General features: G+C 54.5%; 18 protein-coding genes. 14 read left to right on the forward strand and 4 right to left on the reverse strand.

Features of this window, described 5'->3' with window-relative positions:
- Window positions 1-400: 400 nt before the first annotated feature.
- Genes LDN84_RS02130 through LDN84_RS02150 form a run of 5 tightly spaced genes read left to right on the forward strand, consistent with a single transcriptional unit; the run spans window position 401 to window position 7171 of the window.
- Window positions 401-2305, forward strand: a complete 1905-nt coding sequence (locus tag LDN84_RS02130) for a BcsE family c-di-GMP-binding protein (protein ID WP_223907496.1) — start codon at window positions 401-403, stop codon at window positions 2303-2305.
- A gap of 18 nt (window positions 2306-2323) precedes the next feature.
- Complete coding sequence (locus tag LDN84_RS02135) at window positions 2324-3709, forward strand: tetratricopeptide repeat protein (protein WP_223907499.1); 1386 nt, start codon at window positions 2324-2326, stop codon at window positions 3707-3709.
- The gene (locus tag LDN84_RS02140; RefSeq protein WP_223907502.1) at window positions 3700-5055 is read left to right on the forward strand and encodes a glycosyltransferase family 2 protein; all 1356 of its coding nucleotides are present in this window, start codon (window positions 3700-3702) and stop codon (window positions 5053-5055) included. Before LDN84_RS02135 ends, LDN84_RS02140 begins: the two co-directional genes overlap by 10 nt.
- A gap of 2 nt (window positions 5056-5057) precedes the next feature.
- Window positions 5058-5279: a hypothetical protein gene (locus LDN84_RS02145; RefSeq protein ID WP_223907505.1), complete on the forward strand. Its 222-nt coding sequence runs from the start codon at window positions 5058-5060 to the stop codon at window positions 5277-5279.
- Between the two features lie 11 nt (window positions 5280-5290).
- Window positions 5291-7171 carry a polysaccharide deacetylase family protein gene (locus LDN84_RS02150; RefSeq protein ID WP_223907508.1) on the forward strand — a complete coding sequence of 627 codons (1881 nt, stop codon included), beginning with the start codon at window positions 5291-5293 and terminating at the stop codon, window positions 7169-7171.
- A gap of 130 nt (window positions 7172-7301) precedes the next feature.
- Here the strand turns inward: LDN84_RS02150 and LDN84_RS02155 are convergent, their stop codons facing one another.
- A complete protein-coding gene (locus LDN84_RS02155; protein ID WP_223907511.1) occupies window positions 7302-9989 on the reverse strand; it encodes a bifunctional acetate--CoA ligase family protein/GNAT family N-acetyltransferase in 2688 nt (895 codons plus the stop codon).
- A 115-nt stretch (window positions 9990-10104) separates the two neighbouring features.
- Between LDN84_RS02155 and LDN84_RS02160 the strand changes: the two genes are divergently transcribed.
- The 4 genes from LDN84_RS02160 (at window position 10105) to LDN84_RS02175 (ending at window position 16669) form a co-directional block, all read left to right on the forward strand.
- On the forward strand, window positions 10105-10995 hold the full coding sequence (locus LDN84_RS02160) for a prenyltransferase (RefSeq protein ID WP_223907514.1): 891 nt from the start codon (window positions 10105-10107) through the stop codon (window positions 10993-10995).
- Window positions 10992-12236: a DNA polymerase IV gene (dinB, locus tag LDN84_RS02165; protein WP_223907524.1), complete on the forward strand. Its 1245-nt coding sequence runs from the start codon at window positions 10992-10994 to the stop codon at window positions 12234-12236. Before LDN84_RS02160 ends, dinB begins: the two co-directional genes overlap by 4 nt.
- Window positions 12237-12380: 144 nt before the next feature.
- Window positions 12381-13988, forward strand: a complete 1608-nt coding sequence (locus LDN84_RS22980; protein WP_276572416.1) for a methyl-accepting chemotaxis protein — start codon at window positions 12381-12383, stop codon at window positions 13986-13988.
- 89 nt (window positions 13989-14077) lie between these two features.
- The gene (locus tag LDN84_RS02175; protein WP_223907527.1) at window positions 14078-16669 is read left to right on the forward strand and encodes a sensor domain-containing protein; all 2592 of its coding nucleotides are present in this window, start codon (window positions 14078-14080) and stop codon (window positions 16667-16669) included.
- A 66-nt stretch (window positions 16670-16735) separates the two neighbouring features.
- Here the strand turns inward: LDN84_RS02175 and queF are convergent, their stop codons facing one another.
- Window positions 16736-17581 carry an NADPH-dependent 7-cyano-7-deazaguanine reductase QueF gene (queF, locus tag LDN84_RS02180; protein WP_223907530.1) on the reverse strand — a complete coding sequence of 282 codons (846 nt, stop codon included), beginning with the start codon at window positions 17579-17581 and terminating at the stop codon, window positions 16736-16738.
- Between the two features lie 70 nt (window positions 17582-17651).
- Entirely contained in the window at window positions 17652-18428 is a 777-nt protein-coding gene (gene yaaA / locus LDN84_RS02185; RefSeq protein ID WP_223907532.1) for a peroxide stress protein YaaA, read from the reverse strand.
- 194 nt (window positions 18429-18622) lie between these two features.
- On the opposite strand from yaaA, the gene ahpC reads away from it, so the two are divergent.
- Window positions 18623-19198: an alkyl hydroperoxide reductase subunit C gene (gene ahpC, locus LDN84_RS02190; RefSeq protein WP_223907536.1), complete on the forward strand. Its 576-nt coding sequence runs from the start codon at window positions 18623-18625 to the stop codon at window positions 19196-19198.
- 167 nt (window positions 19199-19365) lie between these two features.
- Window positions 19366-20931, forward strand: coding sequence for an alkyl hydroperoxide reductase subunit F (gene ahpF / locus LDN84_RS02195; protein WP_223907538.1), 1566 nt, complete (start codon window positions 19366-19368; stop codon window positions 20929-20931).
- A gap of 51 nt (window positions 20932-20982) precedes the next feature.
- On the opposite strand, the gene LDN84_RS02200 is transcribed toward ahpF, so the two are convergent.
- Complete coding sequence (locus tag LDN84_RS02200) at window positions 20983-21648, reverse strand: hypothetical protein (RefSeq protein ID WP_223907541.1); 666 nt, start codon at window positions 21646-21648, stop codon at window positions 20983-20985.
- 440 nt (window positions 21649-22088) lie between these two features.
- Between LDN84_RS02200 and LDN84_RS02205 the strand changes: the two genes are divergently transcribed.
- The 3 genes from LDN84_RS02205 to LDN84_RS02215 are packed head-to-tail and all read left to right on the forward strand — an operon-like array spanning window position 22089 to window position 26486.
- Window positions 22089-24038 carry a TonB-dependent receptor plug domain-containing protein gene (locus LDN84_RS02205; protein ID WP_223907544.1) on the forward strand — a complete coding sequence of 650 codons (1950 nt, stop codon included), beginning with the start codon at window positions 22089-22091 and terminating at the stop codon, window positions 24036-24038.
- An 11-nt stretch (window positions 24039-24049) separates the two neighbouring features.
- On the forward strand, window positions 24050-24586 hold the full coding sequence (locus LDN84_RS02210) for a YfiR family protein (RefSeq protein WP_223907548.1): 537 nt from the start codon (window positions 24050-24052) through the stop codon (window positions 24584-24586).
- A 4-nt stretch (window positions 24587-24590) separates the two neighbouring features.
- Window positions 24591-26486: a putative bifunctional diguanylate cyclase/phosphodiesterase gene (locus LDN84_RS02215; protein ID WP_223907552.1), complete on the forward strand. Its 1896-nt coding sequence runs from the start codon at window positions 24591-24593 to the stop codon at window positions 26484-26486.
- The last annotated feature ends 61 nt before the right edge of the window (window positions 26487-26547 follow it).

A 26547-nucleotide genomic window follows, 5' to 3' on the forward strand; every position in this document is an offset into this window, starting at 1 on the left:
AATGTTTTGAAATTTTTATGGTTTTTGACGGAAAGAAGTTATTATTTATTTTATTAAAAATAATATAGTATAAAGTTCTCTTGTATCTTGTGATAGGAGGGTCTTAGAGTAGGCGCTCATTTTGATGGATTGCCAAGATGCTGTTGCATACATGTATGCTTAATTTGATAGCATGAACCCTGGCTTTCTCAATGAAATGAGGCTGCAAACGGTCATGGGCAGTGACCTCTCCTCCAGCCAAATCGACAGGTAACAAGCATAGTGTGCTCACAAATTGTTGATGCTGTGTTTTATGTTCACGAAGAAGCTTTGTCGTTAATTTATACCGCGTTCCAAGAGAAGTTTGTGGCAGCGCACGTGCGGATTTGAAATATCATATGCTCGAAATAATCGCAAAACTATGCAACAAACAAATATTGCCCCTTTAAATGCTAGGTTGGGTTTGCCAGGCCTACCTGATTTGACTGACAACTTGGTCGTCGGTGGACTCTATTTATTGATCGCTGAAACTGCTTCTGCACGGTTCCCGTTGTTGGCGACGAGCTTGGCCGATGGTCTTGACAGAGGGGTGAACTGCCGTTTGCTGTTGCAGCAAAATCCAGAAACCCTGGTTGATCGGTTGCAGTCCTTTGGCAACTTGCATATTTTGCAGTCTATTCATGACGGGTTGCTTCAGTTGTTCACGATCCAAGATGAGTTTTCGAAAAAAATGTTTCGCCATGGAGCGGATGCTTTTGTAAAGGAACTTGAGCACTTTGTCTTTCCTGATGGCTGCTTTGTCGTTTTTGATCAGGCAGATGACTTGTTGGCACTCCATGATGTTCTTATCTCCTTGGATCAGGTCGAAGTGTTGAAAAAGTGGGCTCAAGTTCATAACATCACATTTTTATTGGTGTTGACTCGAACCACCGATGCACATGCAAGCACCATCAATGCGCTGATGGACAATTTGACAGGTATTGCCCGTTTGGGGGCCACGCGAAATGGGTTGGAGTTGACATTTGATTATTGGCAGTCGTATGAGGGGACAACGGCTGGGCGCAGTTTTTCTTTGAAGCAACTTCCGACAGGGCTGTACGAGGCGGGAAATATCCAGGTATTTAGCAGCGGGGAAAGTGTTGAACCTGCTTTCGAGAATGTTGAGGCAGGCGACGCTCAAATTTTCTATATGGATCCCGGTTTGGATAGTTTCTCCAAACAAGCCCAAGGCGAGTGGCGGCGTGTGGATACCTTGGTTGGCATGATGCATGCCACTCGGAATATTCGATCTGCAACTTGTATCTTGTTGTTTGATAAGGGGGTGCAGTTACGGCAGTTGGCTGAAACCGTGCATACTTTGCGGCAGTCCTTAGGCCGTTATGCCCGCATTGTGGTGCAGGAAAAAGATGCTTCTCTTCGCTATCAGAATGAAGCACTTCTTCTTAAATTGGGCTTGAATCTCGTTATCAATCGGGATGTGCCTCTGAGTAGGCTGCCTTTATTGCTAGAGTCGCTCAAGGGGCAAATTTTCAGCCGCGATGTCGATATTAATTTTGAAGCTGCACTGGCGAGTGTTTTGCCTACGCAATTGCACGGTTATTTGTCTCCCACGCGTTTTGTGCGAGAAGTGATTTTGATTCTTGATCGTGCAGAAACACTCAATGTGCCGTGTGTTCTGATCATTGGTCAACCTGCTGAAAATCTCACTTTGCATGATTTGGTGATCAACAACCATATTTCCCGCTCGGGTGACCTGATTACGGTAGATACACAAGACAGTTTTGTGTTTTTAAATGCATGCCCACAAACGGCAGTCTTGTCGACCATTGAGCGCTTGATCGGTATGACGGTAGATGAAGCATTTTCAAACGTCAGGTTCGTGGTCACCCAAGAGGAAATACACGCAGAGTTGGCCGCACTCTCGCGTTCCGCATCGACTGAGTTACTACCAGACTACACTTCAGAGTCTTCGGCAACTATTGAGCCTGTTATTGACGCAGGGTCGGTTCACAGTGGTCTGAGCAGCCAAGACGCATCAGGTCATGCGGTTGCTCCAAAAGCCTCCGTAATTGTCAAGCCAAAGCTGTTTTCCGAGTCATTTGCCAAGCATGCGGTGTTGCCACAAGTCCGTGGAAACCCGGTCACTATAAACTCTCCGCAGCTCAAAAAACCTACCCTGCAGAAGGATACCTCTTTGAAGATGGTTTCTGCTCCAGCTGGGCTTGATTCAGTTGAACCTTTGTTTGATTACGATGTGGTCTCTTCAGCGGCAGCTTTTGGTAAAAATGAAGCACCAAGGGCAACACGTGCGGCGCAAAAAAAATAAACCATTGGTATTTCCTCAATGAAAAAAAATGTATGCATTATTGTTGTTTCGATTTTGTGTCCGGTACTCAGTTTCGCCCAAGCAATGGGGGTTGCAGGGGGGGGGATCACTGAGTCCAGAAGTGCAGTGACTTCAATTTCAGACGGAGGCATCATTGCCCCATTCCAGTACATTGCTCCTGTTGATGAGGATGCAACGAAAAAAGAAAACACACCGCCAAGAAGCCGTGTGCAGCAGCGCATCATGGATCTCAATAATGCAGGCGATTACCAAACTGCAGGAACTGAAGGCGTGAGCTTGATGGCCACGGAAAAGCTTGACGATGAATTGCAACTGATTGTTGCCAACAGTCTGGCTTGGACGGGGCGCGTTAAGGAGGCTGTTCCGGTGTACCAAGGTATTAGCAAAGGGCCATATGCCAATCAAGCCAATTTGGGGCTGGCCAATATAAACCGTTGGCGTGGTCGGGATGATCTTGCGAAGCCGGTGTATCAAAGTATTCTTGAAAAAGATGCCTCCAATATGGATGCGCAAGAGGGGCTTGCCTTGGCCAAGCGCGAGCTGAGTCCACGCACTACGTTGACTGCAGGTGTATCAGAGGACTCGTCAAATCTGAAGCGTAGACTTGGCGCAGTCAATCATCGCTGGAGAGATCAGACTGGTGCAAATATTTTTGAAGTTGAAAGCAGCGGCTTTTATGATTGGATGCCAACTGATGCGGAGGCTCAGCGCGATTTGACGCTGCGCTACCAGGGTTTGGCGTTGCCTCTCAAGCCAAGTTTGGAACTGAACATGCCCACGCGTTTGAATCCGTCACTGTATGGCACCGCCAAAATCAAGTTGCTGGATGATCTTGTGACGCTCGGTGCTGGCCGAATCAATTGGGGCAAGGCAGTGGCAAATCCTATTGCTGAGCGACAGGGCCTTTCCGCCAGTTATCTGAGTGCAGAAATCATGCAATCTTTTACGATGGGCAGTTTGACAGGGCGAGTCAATTATTACGGTGTTTCGGACGGTAATGTAATTCTGACTACCGGGCTGGATTTTAATTCTGCTTGGCGACCCTTTGGCAGTCACTTCAAGCCTTTTGCAGGTGTGGAAACAAGGTCTGCCCAAAAAAACGTGAGCACGTACTGGTCGCCAGCACAGGGATCAGGGAGTATTTATGCCGGTTTGATGGGTGAGTGGAGTGATGCGGACTGGAGCTTTTTTGCATCGGCTCAGCTAGGCGCTCCTTTGTTTGGTGATGCAGGAAGTAGTTGGAGTGTTTCTGCTGGCGGTAAACATTGGTTGACCAATGATATTGCTCTAGGGATGAATTTATGGTCAATGGCCAGTTGGCGTGACAATGCCACTTACCGGGCGCGTTCCTTGAATGTCAACTTGGAGAAACTTTGGAACTGAAGCGTTATTTCAGATTCATATTGGCAGTCCTCGTTACCGTAGGACTGTTTTGGGCGTTGGCTCTCAGTTATCAGACGGTTCGAGAGCAAGAGGGCTCTTTCAGTGCGTTGCTGGAAAGTTATGTTCTGACTGCCATTGCAGGCTATTTGCTGTTTTTCTTGGTGTTACTGGTCATTCGGTATGGCGTTTTGATCATGTACTCATTTTTTGACCATATTGAGTCGTTATACAAAAAGCGGGCATACACACCGCCCCGGCTTTCAGAGGAACGATCCTTGCCCATGGTGACGATTGTTGTTCCTGCATTTAATGAAGGTGTAGTGATTCAACCCGCCTTGCGCGCATTGATCGATTTGGATTACCCTAACTACGAAGTGATTGTGGTTGATGATGGGTCTACTGATGACACATATGAAAAAGCCATGATCGTTGCCCGGGAAAGTCTTGAGGTTTCTATTCGTGTCGTGACCAAAAAAAATGCAGGTAAAGCAGAAGCACTTAACACCGGCATGACCTTGGCTCGTGGTGAGTTTGTTTTGAATATGGACGGCGATACCAAACTGTCTCGCAATACTTTGCGCGTTTGTGTTCCGCATTTTGATAATCCGTCCATTGGTGCAGTGGCAGGCAATGTCAAGGTTGTTAATCGGGAAAATGTATGGACGAATATTCAATCGCTTGAATACGTAGAAGGTTTGGCGATGGCTCGTAAAGCGCAGAGTTTTTTGCGCTCTGTGAACATCATTCCTGGACCATTGGGGATGTTTCGCAAATCGGTGTTGCAGCAAGTCGGTGGATACGATCATGACACCTTTGCGGAGGATTGTGATTTAACGCTCAAAATGCTTATGAAAGGCTGGCATATCGCGTACGAGCCACTTGCGATAGCCTGGGTAGAAACCCCCAGTGGTTTGTTGGATTTGCTCAAACAACGGTATCGCTGGACGCGTGGCATTTTGCAGGCAACCAAAAAGCACAGCCATGCACTTTGGAACCCTAGAAAAACGGGGGTGAATTTTTACATTTTGTGGTACATGCTGTTTGAAGGTATCGTCTGGCCTTTCTCAACCATTCTGGGCAATTTGTTTTTTATTTATGTAAGTTTCCAGTTCGGGTTAGCTGTTTTATTGTTCTATTGGTGGTTGCAATTGACAGTGCTCGACGTGGTCGCAGCAGCATACTGTGTTGTTATTGAGGAGGAAGATCCGGCCTTAATTCTTTATGCTGTATTGTTCAGGGTTTTCTATATCAATATTACAGATATTTCGAAGGCATTTGCCTCTATTGAAGAATGGCGTGGGGCGACGATGACTTGGGGCAAGCTTGAACGGGAAGGTAAACTTTAAATATGGATTTGATCTCAATTTTGGCGACGGTGATTTTGGTCACCACCATCGGCACCATGGTCGTAGGTGTTGGTGCATACGCCGCATTCAAGTTGCGTGATAAACGTAAACCGAATAAAAGTCGTGGGGATGCGACGATGAATGCAATGGGTTTGCAAGAGCCCATATTTCTTAAACCCTATACGCCCATGCCACGCGTGGATATGCCAATCAAGGCTGAATAAGGATTGGGTTAATGGCACGAAATTCAAACGAAGAGCCCAACGGAGATTCAAACGTTGACCATCGTCAACAGCGACCCGTTTTTCGGCGTGTTGGTTTTTATATGCCTTTCATGATTCTTTTGGGCATTGCACTTCCTTCGTTTGTATTTTTGATCATGATGCAAATCAACGGTTGGAAACTGCCATTGATAGGTTTGCAAAATATGGTAGCTCGCATGGCTCCATCCAGTTCGAATGTCATCTTGTATGCGTCTCCTACTTCCAAAGCTTACTTCGCCACGATTGGTGGTAATTACGATACTTTGCTGAATCCTTGGCGCAGTTATTTCAAAGACCGATCCATTCAAGCGGTCGAGCTGAATACGCCAGCGGAGCTTAATAAGCAAAGTAGGGGGGTTTTAATTGTTCCTTCGGCCCTGGCATTGAATGACCAAGAACGCGATGCCATCTTGTCATTTAAAGCCAAGGGTGGTGGTGTCCTTGCGACTTGGGCTACCGGCACCCGGAATGGCTCTGGTGACTGGGCTGGTTGGCAGCTGATTGAGGCCCTGGGGGCCAAGGTTGTGGGTGAACTCCCTGCGGACTCAGAAGCACGGCAATTGACCCTGACAGGTGAATCACCATTGTCATTTCAGCAACCCGCGGGTACTCGGATCTGGATGGGTAAAACAACCGAATCACTGTTGCGCTTGACGGGTGAGTCCGTGGCAGCTAGGTTCATGGATTGGCAGAGGGTGTTGGATGAAAACCGGCGTAATGAGGGGGCGATTGTGTTTTCTGAAACAACCCCGGACAGTGGACGGGCTGTTGTGTTTGCATTTGCAGAAACCAATTGGGAGTCTCGACCTTTTGCACCTCGTCAACTGATTGACGATACGCTGAAGTGGTTGCAGCGGCAGCCTTCCATTGTTCGTTCGGCTTGGCCAAATGGGAAGATTGCGGCCCAAGTGATTGAAATGGACACCGAGCAAGGGTTTCAGAATGCCTCAGCTTTTGCGAGCATGATGAAATCGATTGATTACCGTGCTACTTTTTATGTGCTGACTTCCGTGGCTACCCAGTTCCCTGAGCTGTTGAGAGCGCTCGCAAAGGACTTCGAGATTGGATACCACGGGGACGTTCACGTCAGCTTTAAGGATCAGCCAGCCTATACACAAGAACAGCGCATCGTCAACATGAAGGCTGAATTGGCCAGTGTATTGGCCGACACATCAACGATCACGGGTTTTCGTGCCCCTACTGAGGGCTATGACACCACAACGGAAATCGCTTTGCAAAAGCATGGCATTCGTCACCATGCTGCAGACCCTAGCCGACTAGAGGGACGGCTTCCTGCGCTGGTCAAAATGGATGGTGTTGCCGTGGAAGATTCGCTGGTGGTTTTGGCACGGACACAGCGTGATGACATTAACCTTAATCATGAGAAATTGGATATCGATCAAACGACCAAAGCGTTGAATGATGATTTCGACTTGGCATTAGAGACTGGTTCATTGGGATTTTTGAGTGTTCACAGTCAAAATTTCGAAGAGGGCAGTGTGCTGAGGTCAGCTATGCCCGCTTTTCTGGAACATGTGCAAAAGAAGAAAAACAACGTTTGGTTGTCATCAAGTGGGCAGATTGCGCAGTGGTGGCGTGACAGGGAGCGTGTCAGTATCAGCTCTTCTGTTGCTGGAAAGCGCTTGGACTTCAACTTGACGGTCAAAGGTAATTTACCGATCAATGGAATGACACTCACCATCATGTTGCCGCAAAAGGGCGTGTTGCCGACGGTACGATCTACCAAGGTTGGTACATACGTGCCACGCATAGCCAAATTGGATGACTATCGGGCCGTTGTTATTTTTGACAATATGAAACCTGGTGATTATGTGTACCAAGCCTCGTTTTAATGGTGAGGCACTCCAGTGAAGTGCCCGTTTGTGGCAGCCCGTTCATTTCAGATTTTCTCATGCCGATTGACGGGCAATCAGCCTCATCCTCTGCGGGTGCTTCATCTTTGAGATGAAGCACCTCACATGGTTAAACCACTTGCAAGTGATGTGTTACCAGTTTGAAGTCCGGGTCTTCCGGGAATGATTTGATGACAAAACCCAGTCCTTTCATGAGCTTGAGCATGTTGGGATTGTTTGCCAGTACAAGACCTTCAATCTCGGTCAGGCCTTTTTCGCGTGCAAAGTCCATGATGGACAACATCAGCCGAGAACCCAAGCCTTTGCCTTTAAATTCATCTGCGACTACCAATGAGAACTCACAACTGGCGCGATCCGGGTTCGTGATATAGCGAGATACACCGACGATGCGCGTGACCTCTACCGCCTGGCCCTGCGTGTCTGTAGTTGCTTCGGTAATCAGCGCCACCAGTGCCATTTCCCGGTCATAGTCGATCAGCGTAAAGCGTGACAGCATCGTGGCTGGCAACTCTTGCATGGAGGACACAAAGCGGAAATAACGGCTCTCGGGCGATAGCCCACGCACAAAACTTTGCAGCATGCTGGCATCGTCCGGGTGTACCGGGCGCACCACATATTCCCCGCCACCAGCCAACATACACAGCTGCTCGTGTTGTGACGGATACGGCAATATCGCCAAGTGGTTGTAATGACGTACCGATGGTGCGGTGTTATCGACCACGATGCGGGCATCTACAGCCAGCGCACCAGATTCATCCACGATGATGGGGTTGATGTCCATTTCACGCAGCTGTGGCAGCTCGCAGACCATTTCAGACACACGCAGCAATATTTGCTCCAGTGCTTCCATGTTGGCGGCCGGGGCTCCTCGCCATAAGCCAAGGGTTTCAGCCACGCGAGATCGCTCAATCAGGCGGCGTGCCAAAAACTGGTTCAACGGCGGCAGCTCCATGGTGCGGTCATTGATGAGCTCAATCATGGTTCCTCCTGCACCAAATGCGATGACAGGGCCAAACGGCGCATCAGTGACCAGCCCCACACACACCTCGCGGCCACGCTTCTGGCTGGACATGTTTTGGATCGTCACCCCGTTAATACGGGCGTTGGGTTGCAGCTTGGTCACGGCCTGGATCATGTCCAGGTAGGTGTCACGCACGCTCGTAGCGGTCAAAATATTCAGTGCCACACCTTGCACATCTGACTTGTGGCTGATGTCTGGCGAATCAATCTTGAGCGCCACCGGAAAGCCCAACTGCGTGGCAATCATGATGGCCTCATTGGCGCTACGTGCCAAAATTGTTTTGGTCACCGGGATATGAAAAGCTGCCAACAAGGCCTTGGATTCCATTTCGGTAAGCACCTTGCGCCGCTCGGCCAGCACACTTTCAATCAGCAGGCGAGCACCCTCCACATCCGGCTTGGCCAGGTCAGACAAGGGGGGCGGTGTTTGTTGCAGCAGTTGCTGGTTTTGGTAGAACGAGGCAATGTTGCCAAACGCGCCCACTGCCGCCTCAGGCGTGCGAAAGCTGGGAATAGTGGCATCGTTCAAAATCTTGCGTGCTTCACCTACCGTGGCATCCCCCATCCAGCAGGTCAACAGCGGCTTGTTCACATGGCGGTTAAAACCTGCAATGGCCGTAGCCACCGCATCACCGTCGGCCCCCATCTTGGGGGAATAGATAGCCAAAATACCATCAATTTGTGGGGCCTTGCTGACCGCCTCAATGGCTGCGCGGTATTGTTCCGGGCCAGCGTCTTCTGACACATCAATCAAATCAGTTAGTGTGGCCAATTGTGGTAACAATGGCTTCAGGGCCAGTGCCTGCTCGGGTGTTAACCGCCCCAGCTCCAGATGAATCTCGCTCACCCAATCGGCGGCCAAAACACCCGGACCACCGCCGTTGGTAATGATGGCCAAGCGTTTGCCGACCGGTTTGTATCTTGATGCCAGGCATTTGGCCGCTGAAAACAGTGCCACAAACGAACGCACCCGTACCGCCCCAGCGCGACGCAGCGCCGCATCAAACACATCGTCGCTGCCCACAATCGTGCCTGAGTGGGTCAGTGCTGCCCGATTCCCGGCCGGTTTACGCCCCGCTTTGAGCACGACCACAGGCTTGGCGTTGGCGGCCGCGCGCAAGGCACTCATGAAACGTCTGGCGTTGGTGATGCCTTCCATGTAAATCACAATGCTGTGGGTTTTGGCATCCGAGGCCAAAAAATCCAGCACTTGTGCCATATCCACGGCGGTATTGGGTCCCAGGGACACCACGGTAGAGAATCCCACTGCATTCTTTTTGGCCCAATCCAGAATGGATGAAGTCAAGGCACCAGACTGCGACACCAGCGCCAGTGGCCCTGAAGTGGCCAAATCGCCAGCCACACTGGCATTAAGATGTAAATCAGGCCGCTGAAACCCCAAACTATTGGGTCCAAGCAGGTAAATGCCATCACGCGTGGCCATTTTGTGAAGTTCTGCAGCCAGACCGGCATCAATCCCGGTTGAGATGACCAACGCAGCATGGCATTTAATGCGGCCCGCAATTTCAAGTGCTGCGGTCACCTCGTTGGCGGCCAAGGCGATGATGGCCAAGTCTGCATGCACAGAGGCCAAGTCTGCCAAGGTGCCGCTGGCATGAATGTCCAAAAATACCAGCTTGCCGGTAAACCTCTGGGCGGTGATGGCTTGGTGCAAGGCCTTGGCCTGAGGTGTGTGCGATTCAGGCGCATCTGGCCTGCCAGCAAACACCACAATAGAGGCTGGCGAGAATAGCGCGCTTAAAAAATGCTTGTCCATGAAACTACCTATTGACAATATAACGGTGTGGCAAAAAGACCCGGCCCAAGCTTAACCTGTGCGGATATTATTTTGTTGATATATCTCACTTGAGCAATTGTTTACCTTGAACTTTATGTCAATCACCGAGACTTGGCTTGGCACTGCCAGGCTCCCTTTTCTGGTGTTTACACCCGTCTGTGTCCTGCTTGGCGTGGTCTGTGCCCAAGCGATGCAGCCTGTTAGCCCATGGGCCATCGCTCTGGTCTTGTGTGGGGCTCTGGGGGCGCACATCAGTGTGAATGCATTCAACGAAGTACTGGACTTCCGCAGTGGCCTGGATGCTTTGACCGTTAAAACGCCCTTCAGCGGCGGCAGTGGCACGCTCATAGCCCACCCTGAACTGGTACGTAGTGCCTGGGTCTTGGCCTATGGCAGTTTGTTGATCTGTGTGCTGGTAGGCATTTACTTCGTCGTCATCCAAGGGTTTGCCCTATTGCCGATTGGATTGATGGGCGTGACCTTGGTGCTGGCTTATACCCGTGCCATCACGCGTGTTCCCATGCTCTGCCTGATGGCACCGGGTTTGGGTTTTGGCCCGTTGATGGTTCTGGGTACGCAGCTGGCGCTTACCGGACATACCAGCATCATGGCCTGGGTGGCTTCACTGGTGCCGTTCTTCCTGGCCAATAACCTGTTGTTACTGAACCAGTTTCCTGATGCCGAGGCAGACCGCCAGGTGGGGCGTCGTCATTTGGTCATCGTTGCGGGTTGCGCCAAAGCTGCCCGCTGGTATGCCGCGCAGGCGGCATTGGCCCATCTGTGTCTGATCACCGGTGTGTTGACCCGGACCCTGCCTTGGGGAGCGGCGGCGGGTCTGTTGATGCTGCCACTCACCATCACCACGGCGCGCCAGGTGTTGATCCATGCCGGTGATACAACACGCTTGCTGCCAGCCATGGCACGTAATGTGCAAATTACCTTGCTTACCCCAACGCTGATGGCTTTGGGACTCTGGCTGACATGAGTGCACCCCTGTTGCGCCGTATTGCCCACCTGGATATGGATGCGTTTTATGCATCCGTAGAGCTGCTGCGTTACCCGCAACTCAAAGGCTTGCCGGTGGTGATTGGTGGTGGGCGCAGACCGGTGGATGACGCATTGCAGCTGGGGCAGGTTGAGCGCCCGTTACACAAAATACCGGTCTCCGAGTTCCCGTTGTTACAAGACTATACCGGCCGGGGCGTCATCACCACCGCTACTTATGCCGCGCGTCAGTTTGGCGTGGGCTCCGCCATGGGGCTGATGAAAGCCGCCAAACTGTGTCCGCAGGCCATTTTGCTGCCGGTGGATTTTGCTGAGTACCGGCGTTACTCCAAGGCCTTCAAAGCCATCATTCTGGAGATCGCCCCGCTGATGGAAGACCGTGGTGTGGACGAGGTCTATATCGATTTTACCGATGTGCCAGGCGGCCAGCGCGAAGGGGGCAGGGTGCTGGCACGACTGATCCAGAAAAGCATTTTTCAGCATACCGGCCTGACCTGCTCGGTGGGTGTGGCTCCCAACAAACTGCTGGCCAAAATGGCCAGTGAATTCAACAAACCCAACGGCATCGCCATCGTCACTGAGGCCGATCTGGAGACCCGAATCTGGCCCTTGGCCTGCCGCAAGATCAACGGCATTGGTCCCAAATCTGATGCCAAGTTACAAAGCCTGGGTATCACCACCATCGGTGAACTGGCCAAGCAAGAGCTGGATTGGTTGATGGATCACTTTGGCCAAAAAACCGGTGCCTGGATGTTTGATGCTGCCCGTGGGCTGGATCGTCGAGTGGTGGAAACCAGCAGCGAACCGGTGTCCATCAGCCGCGAAACCACTTTCGAGCGCGATCTGCATGCCGTGCGTGACAAAGCCGAACTGGGGGCCATCTTTACCCAATTGTGCGAACAAGTGGCGGCAGACCTGGCACGCAAAGGTTATGCCGGCAAAACCATTGGCATCAAGCTGCGGTATGACAATTTCAAAGCAGCCACGCGCGACCAAACCGTGGAGGACTATGTGGCAGATGCCAAAGTGATCCGCCAGATTGCCGGCCAGTGCCTCAAACGTGTGCCGTTGACCCAACGCTTGCGCCTTCTGGGTGTGCGTGTGGCCTCTCTGGTGAAGATTGACGAGGTGAATTCTGTTCCGCAAAAAGTGCCTCTTACGCATATAAATAAAGCGCATGAAGCTATGAATTCAGTAGCTATTAATCCAGAGCTTTTTTAGCAAAAGTAAATCACGGCGTTATGCTCTGCAGCATATGACGCGGGCCTCTAAACTCGGGCTGTCAAACCCGGTTGAACATCTGCATGACAGATGCAACCTCTTTCCCATACCCACGGTCAAAAGCCGTTTTGATTGGAGCTAACTATGCAACTTGATGCCTTGATGCGTCGAATGAGTATCCGTTTTCGCATGTATGGAGCCATAGGCACCGTGGTGGTTGCTTTGGCCGTTGTGGGAGGCATCGGTGTCGCTGCCCAGCTTTATGCCAACAGCATCACCGCGCATCTGGTGAATCGCGACGTGAATGCCATGACCGAGGTGGCCCACATGCAATTGGCCATGGGGGTGCTGCGCTTGAATGAAAAAGACATGGTCATCCAGTATGAAAACTCGGTTGAATCATCCAAATACAAAGAAGGCTGGGCAAGTGCCTTTGCCCAGCTTGAAACCTCTGCCAAAAACTTGACCCCGTTGTTGACCGAGGAGGCTCAGCGCGCCCGGCTGGCGCAGGTATTGAATGATTTACACCAGTACAACACCGAGTTTGAGCCCATGGCCAAACAACTCGAAGCCATGAGTTTTGCTTCGGCCCAGGTGGCCTCTGCCACCATTGGCAAGCTGCAACCCCTGATTGAGCAGGCCAATAGCAGCTTGAGCAGCCTGGCTTCAGAACTGCAAGCGAATATGCACAATAACCAAATTGCACTGCAGGCCACCGTCAACCGTGTGGTCTGGTTAATCGCCGCTGTAACGCTGCTCATTTTGGCCATCCTGGTGCCCTTGACGCTGCTGAACATGCGTTCTATCTGTGAACCCATCGACCTGGCTGAACGGATGGCGCGAGCCATTGCGCATGGAGACCTGAGTGATATGCACATCCATACGCAGGGCAGTGATGAAGCCGCTCATTTGCTGTGTGCATTGAAGGATATGCAAGGCGCACTGGCCAATCTGGTTGGGCAAGTGCGTCAATCAACCGACAGCATCTCCACGGCCAGTGCCGAAATCGCCAGTGGTAACCAGGACTTGAGCCAGCGTACCGAGCAGACAGCCAGCAACTTGCAGCAAACCGCCAGCAGCATGGATCAGCTGACCCATATGGTGCAGCAAGCCACCCAGGCCTCCCAGCAAGCGAACCAACTCAGCGCCTCGGCCGGTGAAGTTGCTGCGCGTGGTGGAACGGTCGTGGCCGAAGTGGTCCGCACCATGCAAGACATCAACGTCAGTTCCAAAAAGATCAATGACATCATCAGTGTGATTGATGGCATTGCCTTTCAAACCAATATCCTGGCCTTGAATGCGGCGGTTGAAGCCGCCCGGGCCGGCGAGCAGGGGCGTGGTTTTGCCGTTGTCGCCAGCGAGGTGCGTTCCCTGGCTGGCCGCAGTGCGGAAGCCGCCAAAGAAATCAAGCTGCTGATTGGCAACAGTGTGGAGCGGGTTGAGGCCGGTGCCCGCCTGGTCGCCGATGCTGGAAAGACCATGACCGATATCGTGGCCTCGGTACAGCGTGTTACCGACATCATGGGCAACATTACCTCCGCCGCAGAGGAGCAAAACGACGGTATTGGCAAAGTTAATCATGCCGTTGCGGAGCTGGATCAAATGACGCAACAAAATGCCGCACTGGTGGAGCAATCAGCGGCTGCCGCACACAGCATGAGTGAGCAAGCCCAACATCTGGCCAAGTTGGTCGCCACATTCACATTAACCGATAGCCATCCGATCCCGCCCTCTTTGAGACTTGTGGGCTGATCCGATTAATATGCGGTCTGATTTATGTTTAAACCAACTACTTGCTAGCCCACAAAGTAAAAGCCATGTTGACGGCCGAGCATTCCACCATGACATTGCACCAGTTGTTCACGGGTGATCTGAACCTGTTGCAGCGTTTTATTGATGCGTTGCCGGTGCAGTGTTTTGTCAAAAACGTCCACAACCAGATGGTGCTGATCAACCAGGCTGGTGCGCACATGCTGGGGTCAACCGTGCAAGCGGTGCGCGGCCAATCCTTGGCGACGTGGTTCGATGCCGAGCAGATGGCGCGGATCGCAGCGCAGGACAAGCAGGTCTACGCGCAGAGCAAAACGCTGCACTTTGAAGAAACCCTGTGGGATGCCCAACATGCCCAATTTCTTCGCAGTGTCACCGCTAAAACACCGGTGTTTGATGCTCAGGGCCAGCCTCAATTTGTCATTGGGTTGATGATCGATGTCACCGGGCAGAAAGCCCTTGAGGCCCAGACGACGAGTGAATTGCAGCTGCTGGAATTGCTGGCCACCAACACACCACTCACAGACTTGCTGGAAGCCTATGCCCACAGTTTTGAGTTCAATTTTTCTGGCGTGATGTGTTCGGTACTGCTGATCGATCCCGACGGCCTTCACCTGCGCCACGGGGCTGCACCCAGTTTGCCCAAGGCTTATTGCGATGCCATTGATGGCTCGGCCATCGGGCCTGCTGTCGGCTCCTGTGGCACGGCCGCATTCACCCGCCAGGCCGTCATCGTCAGCGACATTGCCCGCGACCCTCTGTGGCAGGACTACCGGGACCTGGCCTTGTCGCACAACTTGCACGCCTGTTGGTCGGTGCCTATTTTGTCGACCAAAGGCCGGTTGCTGGGAACTTTTGCCAACTACCACTTGCAGCCACGCAGCCCACAGCCGCAGGAGTTGCAGGCCATTCAGCGCAGCGCATATTTGCTCGGGCTGGCGGTTGAACACCACCACATCCAGCAAGATCTGCTTCGGCAGGAGACGGCCCTGCGCGAGAGCGAGGCGCGCTACCGCACGCTGGTGGAGTGGTCGCCCGAGGCTGTGGCGGTACACCGTGCCGGCGTGATTGCCTATGTGAATACCGCTTGCGTCAAGCTCTTGCGCGCCAACTCACCAGCGGATTTGCAGGGTAAACACATCATTGACCTGCTGCACCCGGATGACCGTGCACGCGGCCTGGCGCGGGCCCAGCAAGCCATGGAATCCGGTGTGGCTGCCCCCCTGATTGAAGAGCGGCTGCTGCGCCTGGACGGCAGCATCGTTGAAGTGGAAATTCAAAGTACGGCCATCGTCTACGACGGCGCACCTGCCGTGTATGTGGTGGCGCATGACCTCACCAAGCGCCACGAAGACCAGGAAACCATTCACCACCTGGCTTTTTTTGATGCCTTGACCGGCCTGCCCAACCGCCGTCTGATGCTCGATCGCCTGCAGCAGGCGCTGGCCAGTGCGGCGCGTAAACAGCTTTTTGGTGCGGTTTTGCTGCTGGATCTGGACAACTTCAAACAGCTTAACGACTTGCTCGGCCACAACATGGGTGATGCCTTGCTGCAGCAAGCCGCCCAGCGCGTGCTGGGTTGTGTGCGCAAGAGCGACAGTGTGGGCCGGGTCGGTGGTGACGAGTTCATGGTGCTGCTGGACACCTTTGCCAGCAGTGCCTCCCAGGCTGCCCAATACACGGAAACGGTAGCGCAAAAAATACTGGCCCAGTTGGCCGAGCCCTACACCCTGGCGGGCAAAAGCTACACCAGTACCTCCAGCATCGGGGCCATGGTCTTCATGCAGGGGAGCGAGAACCGCGACAGCGTTGTGAAACATGCCGATGCCGCCATGTACCAGGCCAAAGCCGCCGGACGCAACACGGTGTGCTTTTTTGACCCGGCCATGCAGGCGCAGGCGGTGGCACGTGCCGAGTTTGAGCAGGACATGCGCGACGGCTTTGATCAACGCGAGTTCACGCTGTATTACCAAATCCAGGTGGACAGTCAGAGCCAGATCATGGGTGCCGAAGCGCTGGTGCGCTGGCGCAGCGCCAAACGCGGCATGGTCTCGCCGCTGGAATTTATTTCCCTGGCGGAAGAAAACGGCATGATTCTGCCGCTGGGCCAATACGTGCTGGAAGCCGCCTGCGCACAACTTGTGGACTGGGCGCAGCAGCCGGCCACCGCCGCCTGGACGGTGGCGGTAAACGTCAGTGCACGCCAGTTTGCACACGTCAATTTTGTCGACAACGTGGTGATGGCGTTGCAAAAAACCGGTGCCAATCCGCTGCTCCTGAAGCTGGAGCTGACCGAGAGCATGCTGCTGAAAAACGTTGAGGCGGTGATCGCCAAAATGAACGCCATCAAGGCGCTCGGCGTGAGCTTTTCACTGGATGACTTTGGTACCGGCTACTCGTCACTGTCTTACCTGAAATTGTTGCCGCTGGCGCAGCTCAAAATTGACCAGTCGTTTGTGCGCGACCTGTTGACCGACCCCAACGATGCGGTGATTGCCCGCACCGTGGTGGCGCTGGGTCACAGCCTGGGCATGCGGGTGATTGCCGAAGGTGTTGAAAACGCCGCCCAGCGCGACCTGTTGGCCAGCATGGACTGCGACGCTTTTCAGGGCTACTACTTTGGCCGCCCTGTGCCGCCTGAGAATATACCCCTGTTTTTATAAGAAATAAGGCTGTAGCGCTTGTCAATCAAGCGCAAAGTGCTATTTATAAGATAGTGTTCTGTAGGTCTACTGGCGCGCATTGCGGTGGTTGGCGGGCAGCGCCTGTGGCCAACTGCTGCGAAACGGATTGATGTCCAGGCCACCCCGGCGGGTGTAGCGGGCATACACACTGAGCTTGTGCGGCTTGCAGTGCGCCTGGATGTCCATGAACATACGCTCCACACAATCCTCATGAAAACCGTTATGGTTTCGATAGCTGACGATGTAGCGTAGCAGGCCAGCTTGCTCAATTTGCGGCCCAAAGTAGCTGATTTGTACGCTGCCCCAATCGGGTTGGCCGGTCACCGGGCAATTGCTACGCAGTAGGTTGCTGGTGAGCACCTCGGACACCGGCTCCTCGTCGGTAGCAGATGTCAACAGTTCAGGCGCGGGGGTGTAGCGGTCACAGTCCAGATCCATACGATCCAGGCTCAGGCCATCCAGCTCATAGATCGGCTCGCGGTCAAACCACTCGGCCGCAATCAACTTCACCCCCACGCTGCTGTGCACCACGCCGCCACGCCAGGCGGCTTCGGTCAGGTCGGCACGCAGACGCGCCTGCACTTCGGCGGCATCGGCAAAACGGGTGTTGTTGAAGCTGTTGAGGTACAGCTTGAACGATTTGCTTTCGATGATGTGGGTGGACTCGCACGGCACGGTGATGTGCGCCAGCGCCACCTGCGGCTTGCCGCGTGTATTGAGCCAACTCAGTTCAAACGCCGTCCACAAATCGGCCCCCAGAAATGGCAAACTGCCGCCCAGTCCCAAGGCAGCGCGCTGCGCGGCGCGAGGTATCGGGAACAGCAGCGAGGCATCGTATTGATCCGGGTAAGAGGTGGCTTTGCCCAACAAAGACTGATCTGGATGGTTCATGTGTGCTCTGTAATTTGTAGCTGTTTGCGCTTTCTTATCAAGCGCTAGAGGTCAATTTTGTATAAAAATGTTACTCCGCCAATTGCCGGCGAAACACCAGCTTGTCGGCACTGGACTGGGTTGGTGCAAACGCATAACTATCCAGGTTAAAGCCTTTGAGCTGCTCAGGCAGGCTCAGGGCATGGGTGGTGGCAAAACGTGCCATCAGGCCACGCGCACGTTTGGCGTAAAAGCTGATGATCTTGTACTGGCCGCCCTTGAAGTCTTCAAACACGCAGTCCACCACACGCGCCTTCAGCACCTTTTTGTCCACCGATTTGAAGTACTCCTGGCTGGCCAAGTTGATGATGACCGGGGTTTTGTCGCATTGAAGGCGGGTGTTCAGGTAGCTGGCGATCTGCGAACCCCAGAACTGGTAGAGGTCTTTGCCCTGTGTATTGGCCAGCTTGGTGCCCATCTCCAGCCGGTAGGGTTGCATGTAGTCCAGCGGGCGCAGCACGCCATACAGGCCACTCAGGATACAAACATGGTCTTGTGCCCAGGCTAGGTCTTGCGGGCTCAAGGTTTTGGCATCCAGCCCGTCATACACATCGCCGTTGAAGGCCAGCACCGCCTGCTTGGCGTTTTTGGCTGTGAACTTGGGTGACCAGGCGGCGTAGCGTGCCACGTTCAGGCCAGCCAGCGCATCGCTCAGGCTCATCAGGCTGGCAATTTCCTGGGGTGATTTTTGGCGCAGGATTCCGATCAGTTCAGTCGCTTGCGACACAAACAGCGGCTGGGTGTGGGGTATGTCACCGGGCGGGGCATCCAGGTCAAGCGATTTGGCGGGGGAAAGTAAAAACAGCATAGTTATCCAGTGAGCCCATACACAGCCAAAGCAGCTGTGTGCGCATTATCGCGACAGGGGTCATAAAGATTGGCTATGAATAGCTTAAGAACAATGCATCATGAAAACGATAGTTCGCCCCTATGATTCACCCATCGGCAAAACAATTTGTTTCACCGACGTTTTTTCAATCCCACCCACACAAGGAGTTCTCCATGTCCCTGATCAATACCCAAGTCCAACCATTCAAAACCCAGGCTTTTCTGAGCCGCAATGGCAAAGCCGAATTCATCACCGTGACCGAAGAAAGCCTCAAGGGCAAGTGGTCTGTGCTGATTTTTATGCCCGCCGCTTTCACCTTCAACTGCCCCACCGAAATTGAAGACGCGGCCGACAACTACGCCGAGTTCCAAAAAGCCGGTGCCGAGGTCTACATCGTCACCACTGACACCCACTTCTCGCACAAGGTGTGGCACGAAACCTCTGCCGCTGTGGGCAAGGCCCAGTTCCCGCTGGTAGGCGACCCTACCCACCAACTGACCCATGCGTTTGGTGTGCACATCCCTGAAGAAGGTCTGGCCCTGCGCGGCACCTTCGTTATCAACCCCGATGGCGTGATCAAGACGCTGGAAATCCACTCCAACGAAATCGCCCGCGATGTGTCTGAAACCCTGCGCAAGCTCAAAGCCGCCCAATTCACCGCCAGCCACCCTGGTGAAGTCTGCCCCGCCAAGTGGAAGGAAGGCGCCAAGACGCTGAAGCCTTCTCTGGAACTGGTCGGCAAAATCTAAACCACCGGCAACCTGACCGGCACGCCTTTCGTGGCGTGCCCTCAGCCGGACTGCGTCAAGGTGCATGCATCTTGCCGTCCGGCTTTTTTGTGAACAAAATAAGCCCTTGGCGCTTATAAAACATGCGCAAACAGCTATTAAAAATATAGCAAACAAAGGAATCCACCATGCTCGACCAAGACCTGAAAACACAACTTGCCGCCTACTTGCAGCGCGTCGTACAACCGTTCGAGATGGTGGCCAGCCTGGACGATTCAGACACCTCCCGTGACATGCTGAGCTTGCTGCAGACCATCCAGAGCCTGCGCAGCGACATGATCACCCTCAAAACTGATGGCACGGATGCCCGCAAACCGTCCTTCACCGTGCAACGCGTGGGGGCGACCAACAGCCTGCGCTTTGCCGGCCTGCCCCTGGGCCACGAATTCACTTCGCTGGTGCTGGCCTTGTTGTGGACGGGCGGCCACCCGCCCAAGGTTGAACAGGACGTGATCGACAGCATCCGCGCCCTGGACGGCGACTTCAACTTCGAGGTCTACATGTCCCTCACCTGCCACAACTGCCCGGACGTGGTGCAAGCCCTGAGCCTGATGGCCATCTTCAACCCCAAGGTCAAAACCGTGGTGATCGAGGGCGGCGCGTTCCAGGACGAAGTGAACCAGCGCGAGATCATGGCCGTGCCCATGGTCTTCCTCAACGGCCAGATGTTCAGCTCCGGCCACACCACGGTGGAAGAAATCGTCGCCAAACTCGACACCGGCGCGTCTGCCCGTGATGCCGCCAAACTCAGTGCCAAAGCACCCTATGACGTGCTGATCGTGGGTGGTGGCCCGGCGGGTGCCGCCGCTGCCGTGTACGCCGCCCGCAAAGGCATCCGCACCGGCGTGGTGGCCGAGCGCTTTGGCGGCCAGGTCAACGACACGCTGTCGATTGAAAACTTCATCTCGGTCACGGAGACCGACGGTCCCAAATTTGCCGCCGCGCTGGAAGCCCATGTCAAAGCCTATGACGTGGACATCATGAACCTGCAACGCGCCGACAAACTGATCCCCGCCGCCCAAGCCGGCGGCCTGATCGAGCTGCAACTGGCCAACGGCGGCACGCTCAAAACCCGCACGGTGATTTTGAGCACCGGCGCACGCTGGCGCAATGTCAACGTGCCCGGCGAGCAGGAATACAAAACCAAGGGCGTAGCCTACTGCCCGCACTGCGACGGCCCGTTGTTCAAAGGCAAGCGCGTGGCAGTGATTGGTGGTGGCAACTCCGGCGTGGAAGCCGCGATTGACCTGGCCGGTGTGGTGGCCCATGTGACGCTGATCGAGTTTGACACCAAGCTGCGGGCCGACGCGGTGCTGGTCACCAAGCTGCAAAGCCTGCCCAATGTAACGATCCACCTCAACGCGCAAACCACCGAGATCACCGGCGACGGCCAAAAGGTTAACGGCCTGAGCTACAAGGATCGCGCCACCGAGGCCAGCCATCACATCGAACTCGAAGGCGTGTTCGTACAGATCGGCCTGGTGCCCAACACCGAATGGCTCAAGGGCACGCTGGAGTTGTCCAGACACGGCGAGATCGTGATCGATGCCAAAGGCCAGACCTCGCTGCCCGGCGTGCTGGCCGCCGGTGACGTGACGACTGTGCCGTACAAACAAATCATCATCGCCACCGGTGAGGGGGCCAAAGCGGCGCTGAGCGCGTTTGATTATTTGATTCGCACGCCTGCGGTATGAGCCGCCAGAAATAGCGGGCTGCGCGTTGGCATTCTGCCCGTGTAGTCCGTGCTATTGATCGGAAAACCCGAAACCAGGCACAGCGAATTGGCCTGACCAGGACGTGACACTGGCCCGCACGGCAGCAGAAAGCAGTCTCCCATAGTGCATGACCTTAGGCTCTACGCCTTCAGGAACGCTGTCCACAGCAGGTGCATTGGGTAGCGAGAAACCAGGGGCGATCAACATCAGCACGGTCAAAAAAGTACCATTTTCATTTCGATAGGCGCTGAACAGGGCGTTGGCCCCATCGGGCATTTGCAGGTTTTCTTGACTTAACAGTGGTGACAATTCAGGGAACGCAATCCCTAGGTTTCCTTGCGTGATCGGTCGGCCCTTGAGCACACCCCAGCACTCTGCAAAGGGTCGGTTGAAGCCCTGATTGCCGTTGCGATACCAATATTTATCGCTTGAACATTGGGGTGAGTACTGCAGTTTTCCAGCGGTGCCAAGCCCCCCAGGGCTGCCACTGATGAGGGCAATGGCCTCTACCGCATGGGATGAGGATTTTTTGACAAATACCTTTCTTTCACTTTTGATTTGTCCCGCCCTATCCCCGCCAAACGGCGTGACTTCTTCTGCGATAGGAAAGTTTTGCCAGTTATCCCCCGGAAGTTTGATCTCTGCACGGCCCACAGAAACGGCTTCGGCCATACAAAAACTGGTGATCAAACTCAAAACGATGGCTGTGAAAATGCTTTTCATCATGGTCTGCTTGTGTGAATGAATAGGCTGGCAATAATACTTGCCCAGGTTGATTTCGCAGCGGTTTCACGCGTGGTGGCCGGAGCTGATCCACCAAGCCATCGTCCATCAAGCGTTTTTGGGCAGATTGGCCGGGTGCCCAACACCGTATGGCCCAAGGGCAAGCTGAAGTTGTTGCGCCAAGGTGAAGTTGTTGTTGCCACGGGCTGCATCGGTTAGTTGCTTCCATCCTCGCGGGCATTCTCACGATTCAGGATGGGTGCTGGCATAGAATTCAAAAGTCATTTCCTGCGTTGGGGAATGGTCTTGACTCTTCAGCGACACGCCAAAATCCCATGAAATTTTCTTTGAAAATGACCACTACACAGGGGCAACAGCGATCCGCTTGGACTCATTTCCATCGCCCATACGCCATGGCGCTGCTGGCCCTGTGTTGCAGTGCATCCACCCAGGCCGCCGCGTTGTGGGCAGATGCAGGGGAGTTGGCTCAACTGTCACTGGATGACTTGTTACGTGTCGAGGTGCAAAGTGCCACACGTTACGCTCAGCCGCTGGCAGACTCACCCGCCTCGGTGACCGTGATCGACGAGGACGAACTGCGTGACCACAGTTACCGCAACCTGGCCGAGGCACTGTCCACGGTGCGGGGGGTCTACCTCAGCAACGACCGCAACTACAGCTACCTTGGCGTACGTGGCTTCAACCGCCCCGGTGACTACAACTCCCGTATCCTGCTGCTGACCGACGGCGCGCGGCGCAACGATGCCCTGTACGACCAAGCGCAGCTTGGCAACGAAGCACCGGTCGAGATCGACTGGGTCAAACGGTTGGAATTTGTCGCAGGTCCGTCTTCGGCGGTTTATGGTGCCAATGCTTTGTTTGGCAGCGTCAATGCCGTGATGCTGGACGGCGGCGATATCCAGGGTGCTCGCCTTACTGCAGACACCGGCAGCGGAGCCAGCCAGCGCCTGGGGTTGATGGCGGGTCAACGCGTAGACAGTGAGCACGATTGGTTTTTTGCCCTGTCTGCCTACGATGCACGTGGTAATGACTTGTATTTTCCCGAATTTGCCACCATCAACCAAGGTTGGGCGCGTGGACTGGATGGTGAAAACTACCAGAAAGCCTATGGCAAATACCGCTTTGGAAACTGGCGCTTGAGTGCCAACCTGAGTTCACGCGAAAAGCATCTGCCCAACGCACCTTACCAAACTGCCTTTAACGAACCGGGCACCCACACCGTTGATCAGCACGCCTTGCTTGAGCTCTCGTATGACGGGCCGAAGTCCAATGACCGGCAGCAACAGTTCAGGGTTTTTACCGGCAGTTACCGTTACCGCGGTGACTACATGCTCGCAGGGGCGTTGGATAACCGCGACACCGGCCATGCCGACTGGGTTGGTGGCGATTACCGCCTGATCATCACCACATTACCTGCGCACAAGCTGATGCTGGGTCTGGAAACCCAGTGGAACACCGTGTTGGAGCAGCGCAATTTTGACCTGGCTCCAGCCAGCACTTACCTTGACAGCAACCATCCCTCCCACACCTATGGCATCTTTGTGCAGGACGAGTGGCGCTTGTCCAGCCAATGGCTGCTCAACCTTGGCCTGCGCCATGACAAACACAGCGACTATGCGGGTATCACCTCGCCCCGTGCGGCGTTGATTTACCAGGCCAGCGAAAAGGCGACGCTGAAGGCCATGGTAGGCAATGCCTATCGTGCCCCTAACGCTTATGAGCGTTTTTACGACGATGGCGGGGTGCTGCAAAAAGCCAACCTGGCCTTGCGGCCTGAGCGCATCCGTAGTGTGGAGTTGGCGGGCGATTTCCGCGTGGGTCCAGGTGGCCGTGTGGGCATCAGCTTGTACCGCAACGACATGCGCGACATGATTGACCAGGTGCTTGATCCGCTTGACGGACTGCAGGTATTTGTCAACCAGTCCAGCACACAAACCCGCGGCATTGAGCTGGATGCCGAACGGCGTTGGCCCAGCGGTCAGCGTGTGCGCGCCAGCCTGTCTCGTCAGTGGTCAAGCGCCGCTGACGGCAGCGAACTTGGCAATTCGCCGCAATGGCTGGGTAAGTTGGTGTTTGCCCAGCCTGTCGCTGCTGGCTGGACGATGGCTGGCGAGTGGATGGGCCTGTCAGCGCGGCGCGCCCTGGTTGGTCGTGTGGCGGGTTATGGTGTGCTCAACCTGACGTTGACATCGGCCCCCATGGCGGGACTGGGCGAATTCACATTGGGTGTCTACAACGTCACGGATAGCCTCTACCATGATCCAGCGTCATCGGCGTTCACCCAGAATGCACTGGTGCAAGATGGCCGCCAGTTCAGGTTGAGCTGGACTTTGCGTCTGTGAGTTGTCCGCGCATGCTAATCTCTTCCGGTGTCATACGGCTCATTCTTCTTTCTGCGTTGCTGGCATTCAGCCCGTTGGTGCAAGCGCAGCAACAAGCACCTGAGTCCGAATTAAAAGCCGCCATTTTGGTCAACATGCTGTTGTTTGTGGACTGGCCGACCCAAGCCAGTCAGCCCACAGACCGTTTGACCCTGTGCTACCTGGATAGTGGGCCGGTGGCCATGGTGCTTGATCACCTCAATGGCAAGGCCATCAAAGGCAAGGCGCTGCAAGTGATGCGTGTGAATGTCAATATGGTCACCGGTTGCCACGCCCTTTATGTGTCGCCCAACGACAGCACCGCACTGGCGCGGGTGATTCCCAGTTTACGCACCAGCGGTGTGTTGTTGCTGGGTGATTCACGGGGGTATCTGCAACGCGGCGTGATGATCAATCTGGATGTGGACGATGGGCGCATCGTTTTTGACGTTGATCTGCGCTCAGCCCGTGTGGCCGGGTTGGTGATGAGTTCCAAAGTGCTGCGTTTGGCACGCAAGGTCGTGGAGTGAACGCGTGAATATCCTGACTGATCGCATCAAGAGTTCCAATCGTCTGAGCCTGCTGTCCACTGGCCTGGCTTTGTTGATTGCCTTCATTTTGCTGATGGTGCACCAGTATGTGATTGGCCGCCAGCAGATGCTCGAAGAATTGAACACCGAAGCCTCCATCATTGGTGCCAACAGTGCAGCTGCATTGGTGTTCAAGGATTTCAAGGCAGCACAGGAAACACTGGGGGCCGTGCGACTGACACCGCGCATCACTGGTGGCGCACTGTACCGGCTGGATGGTGAACGCCTGGCGGCCACCGGTGATTGGCTGTTTCCCCAGCGGTTGGAACACAAGCACACAGGCCCGCCCCAGAAACCAATAGACACATCGGTCACGCTGGAAAATCACTGGGCGGGTGAAGTGTTGCGTGAAGACATTCGCATGGAGGGCAGTCAGGTGGGTACCTTGCTGCTGCATGTCAGCTTTGTCTCGCTCTACTGGCGCTTGTTGGAATACGCTTTGGGCGTGCTGGCCATTGCCGCCGTGGCCCTGATGCTGGCGTATCGCCTGACTGCGGGCTTGCGCCGGCGCATGGTGCATGCTGAAGAGCAGCTGCAGTTGATGGCGTTTTATGACCAGGTGTCTGGCTTGCCCAATCGAAGCCTGTTTGAACGTGAGTTGTGCCAGGCCGTGGCACGTGTGGCACGTGAACCCAAAGGGGCTGCGTTGCTGTTCATTGATGTTGACGATTTCAAAAGGGTCAATGACTCCCTCGGGCATGCGGTAGGCGACCAGGCGCTACGGATGATTGGCGCGCGTCTGGCTGCGGTGTTACGTTCCGGTGATGTGGTGGCCCGCCTGGGCGGTGATGAATTTGCTGCCATTCTCTATGGCATTGGAGACCCGGACAATGCGGCCAAAGTGGCCCGCTTGATGCTCGAAGCCGCAGCCCAGCCCTTGCCGACCATACCCAGCCCGAGCCATGTCGGACTCAGCATTGGGGTACTGCTACTGCCCTGTGACGAGAGCGACCCTACGGTCTTGCTGCAACGTGCGGATATGGCCATGTACGTGGCCAAAACCCATGGCAAGAACGGTTTCCGGTTTTTTTCCGAGGCCATTGATACACGGGTTCGCAATGATCTGGAGCTTGAGGCTGGTTTGCGCCAAGCCCTGCAAGACGATGGTGGTGGGCTGTGGATGGCCTACCAGCCCCAGCTTCATGCGCAGACAGGGCAACTGGTCGGGGTCGAAGCGCTGGTGCGCTGGCGGCGCACAGATGGTCAACAGGTGTCGCCGGGGGAATTTATTCCGGTAGCCGAACGAAGCAGCTTGATTACGGAGCTGGGCGACTGGGTGTTGACGCAGGTCTGCCGTGATCTGGCAACGCTGCGCAACAGCAGCGTTGAGTTGCCCAAAGTTTCCGTCAACGTATCACCCCATCAATTGCTGCATGGCTGTGGCCTGGTCGAACGGATTTGCGATACCCTGGCGCGTTTTGGCGAAAGCCCCCAGCGGTTTGAGTTTGAGTTGACCGAAAGTGCCCTGATGGACGAAGACGGATCAGTGGTGCTTGACGCGTTTCATGCGGCCGGTTTTTCGCTCTCTATCGACGACTTTGGCACGGGTTATTCTTCTTTTGGTCACATCAAACGCTTTTACGTCGGTGAACTCAAGATCGACCAGAGTTTTGTGCGTGGCCTACCTGAAGACGGCGAGAACGCCGCCATCGTGCGGGCCGTCATCCAGATGGCGCACGCCTTGAGTCTGAAGGTGGTCGCAGAGGGCGTTGAAACACCGTTGCAGGCGGAGTTCTTGCGTCACTGTGGCTGTGACATCCTGCAAGGTTACTTGCTGGGCCGCCCAATGTCCCCAGATCAGCTGGTGGGCTATCTGCGGGCGCGCTGTAGCGTCGAATAAAATCAGCCTTTCCCAGTCTTACCCATGGCGGCATCTGTGCACAGGTGCCGCTTTCGCATCC

Source organism: Rhodoferax lithotrophicus, from assembly GCF_019973615.1.
Taxonomy (GTDB): Bacteria; Pseudomonadota; Gammaproteobacteria; order Burkholderiales; family Burkholderiaceae_C; genus Rhodoferax; species Rhodoferax lithotrophicus.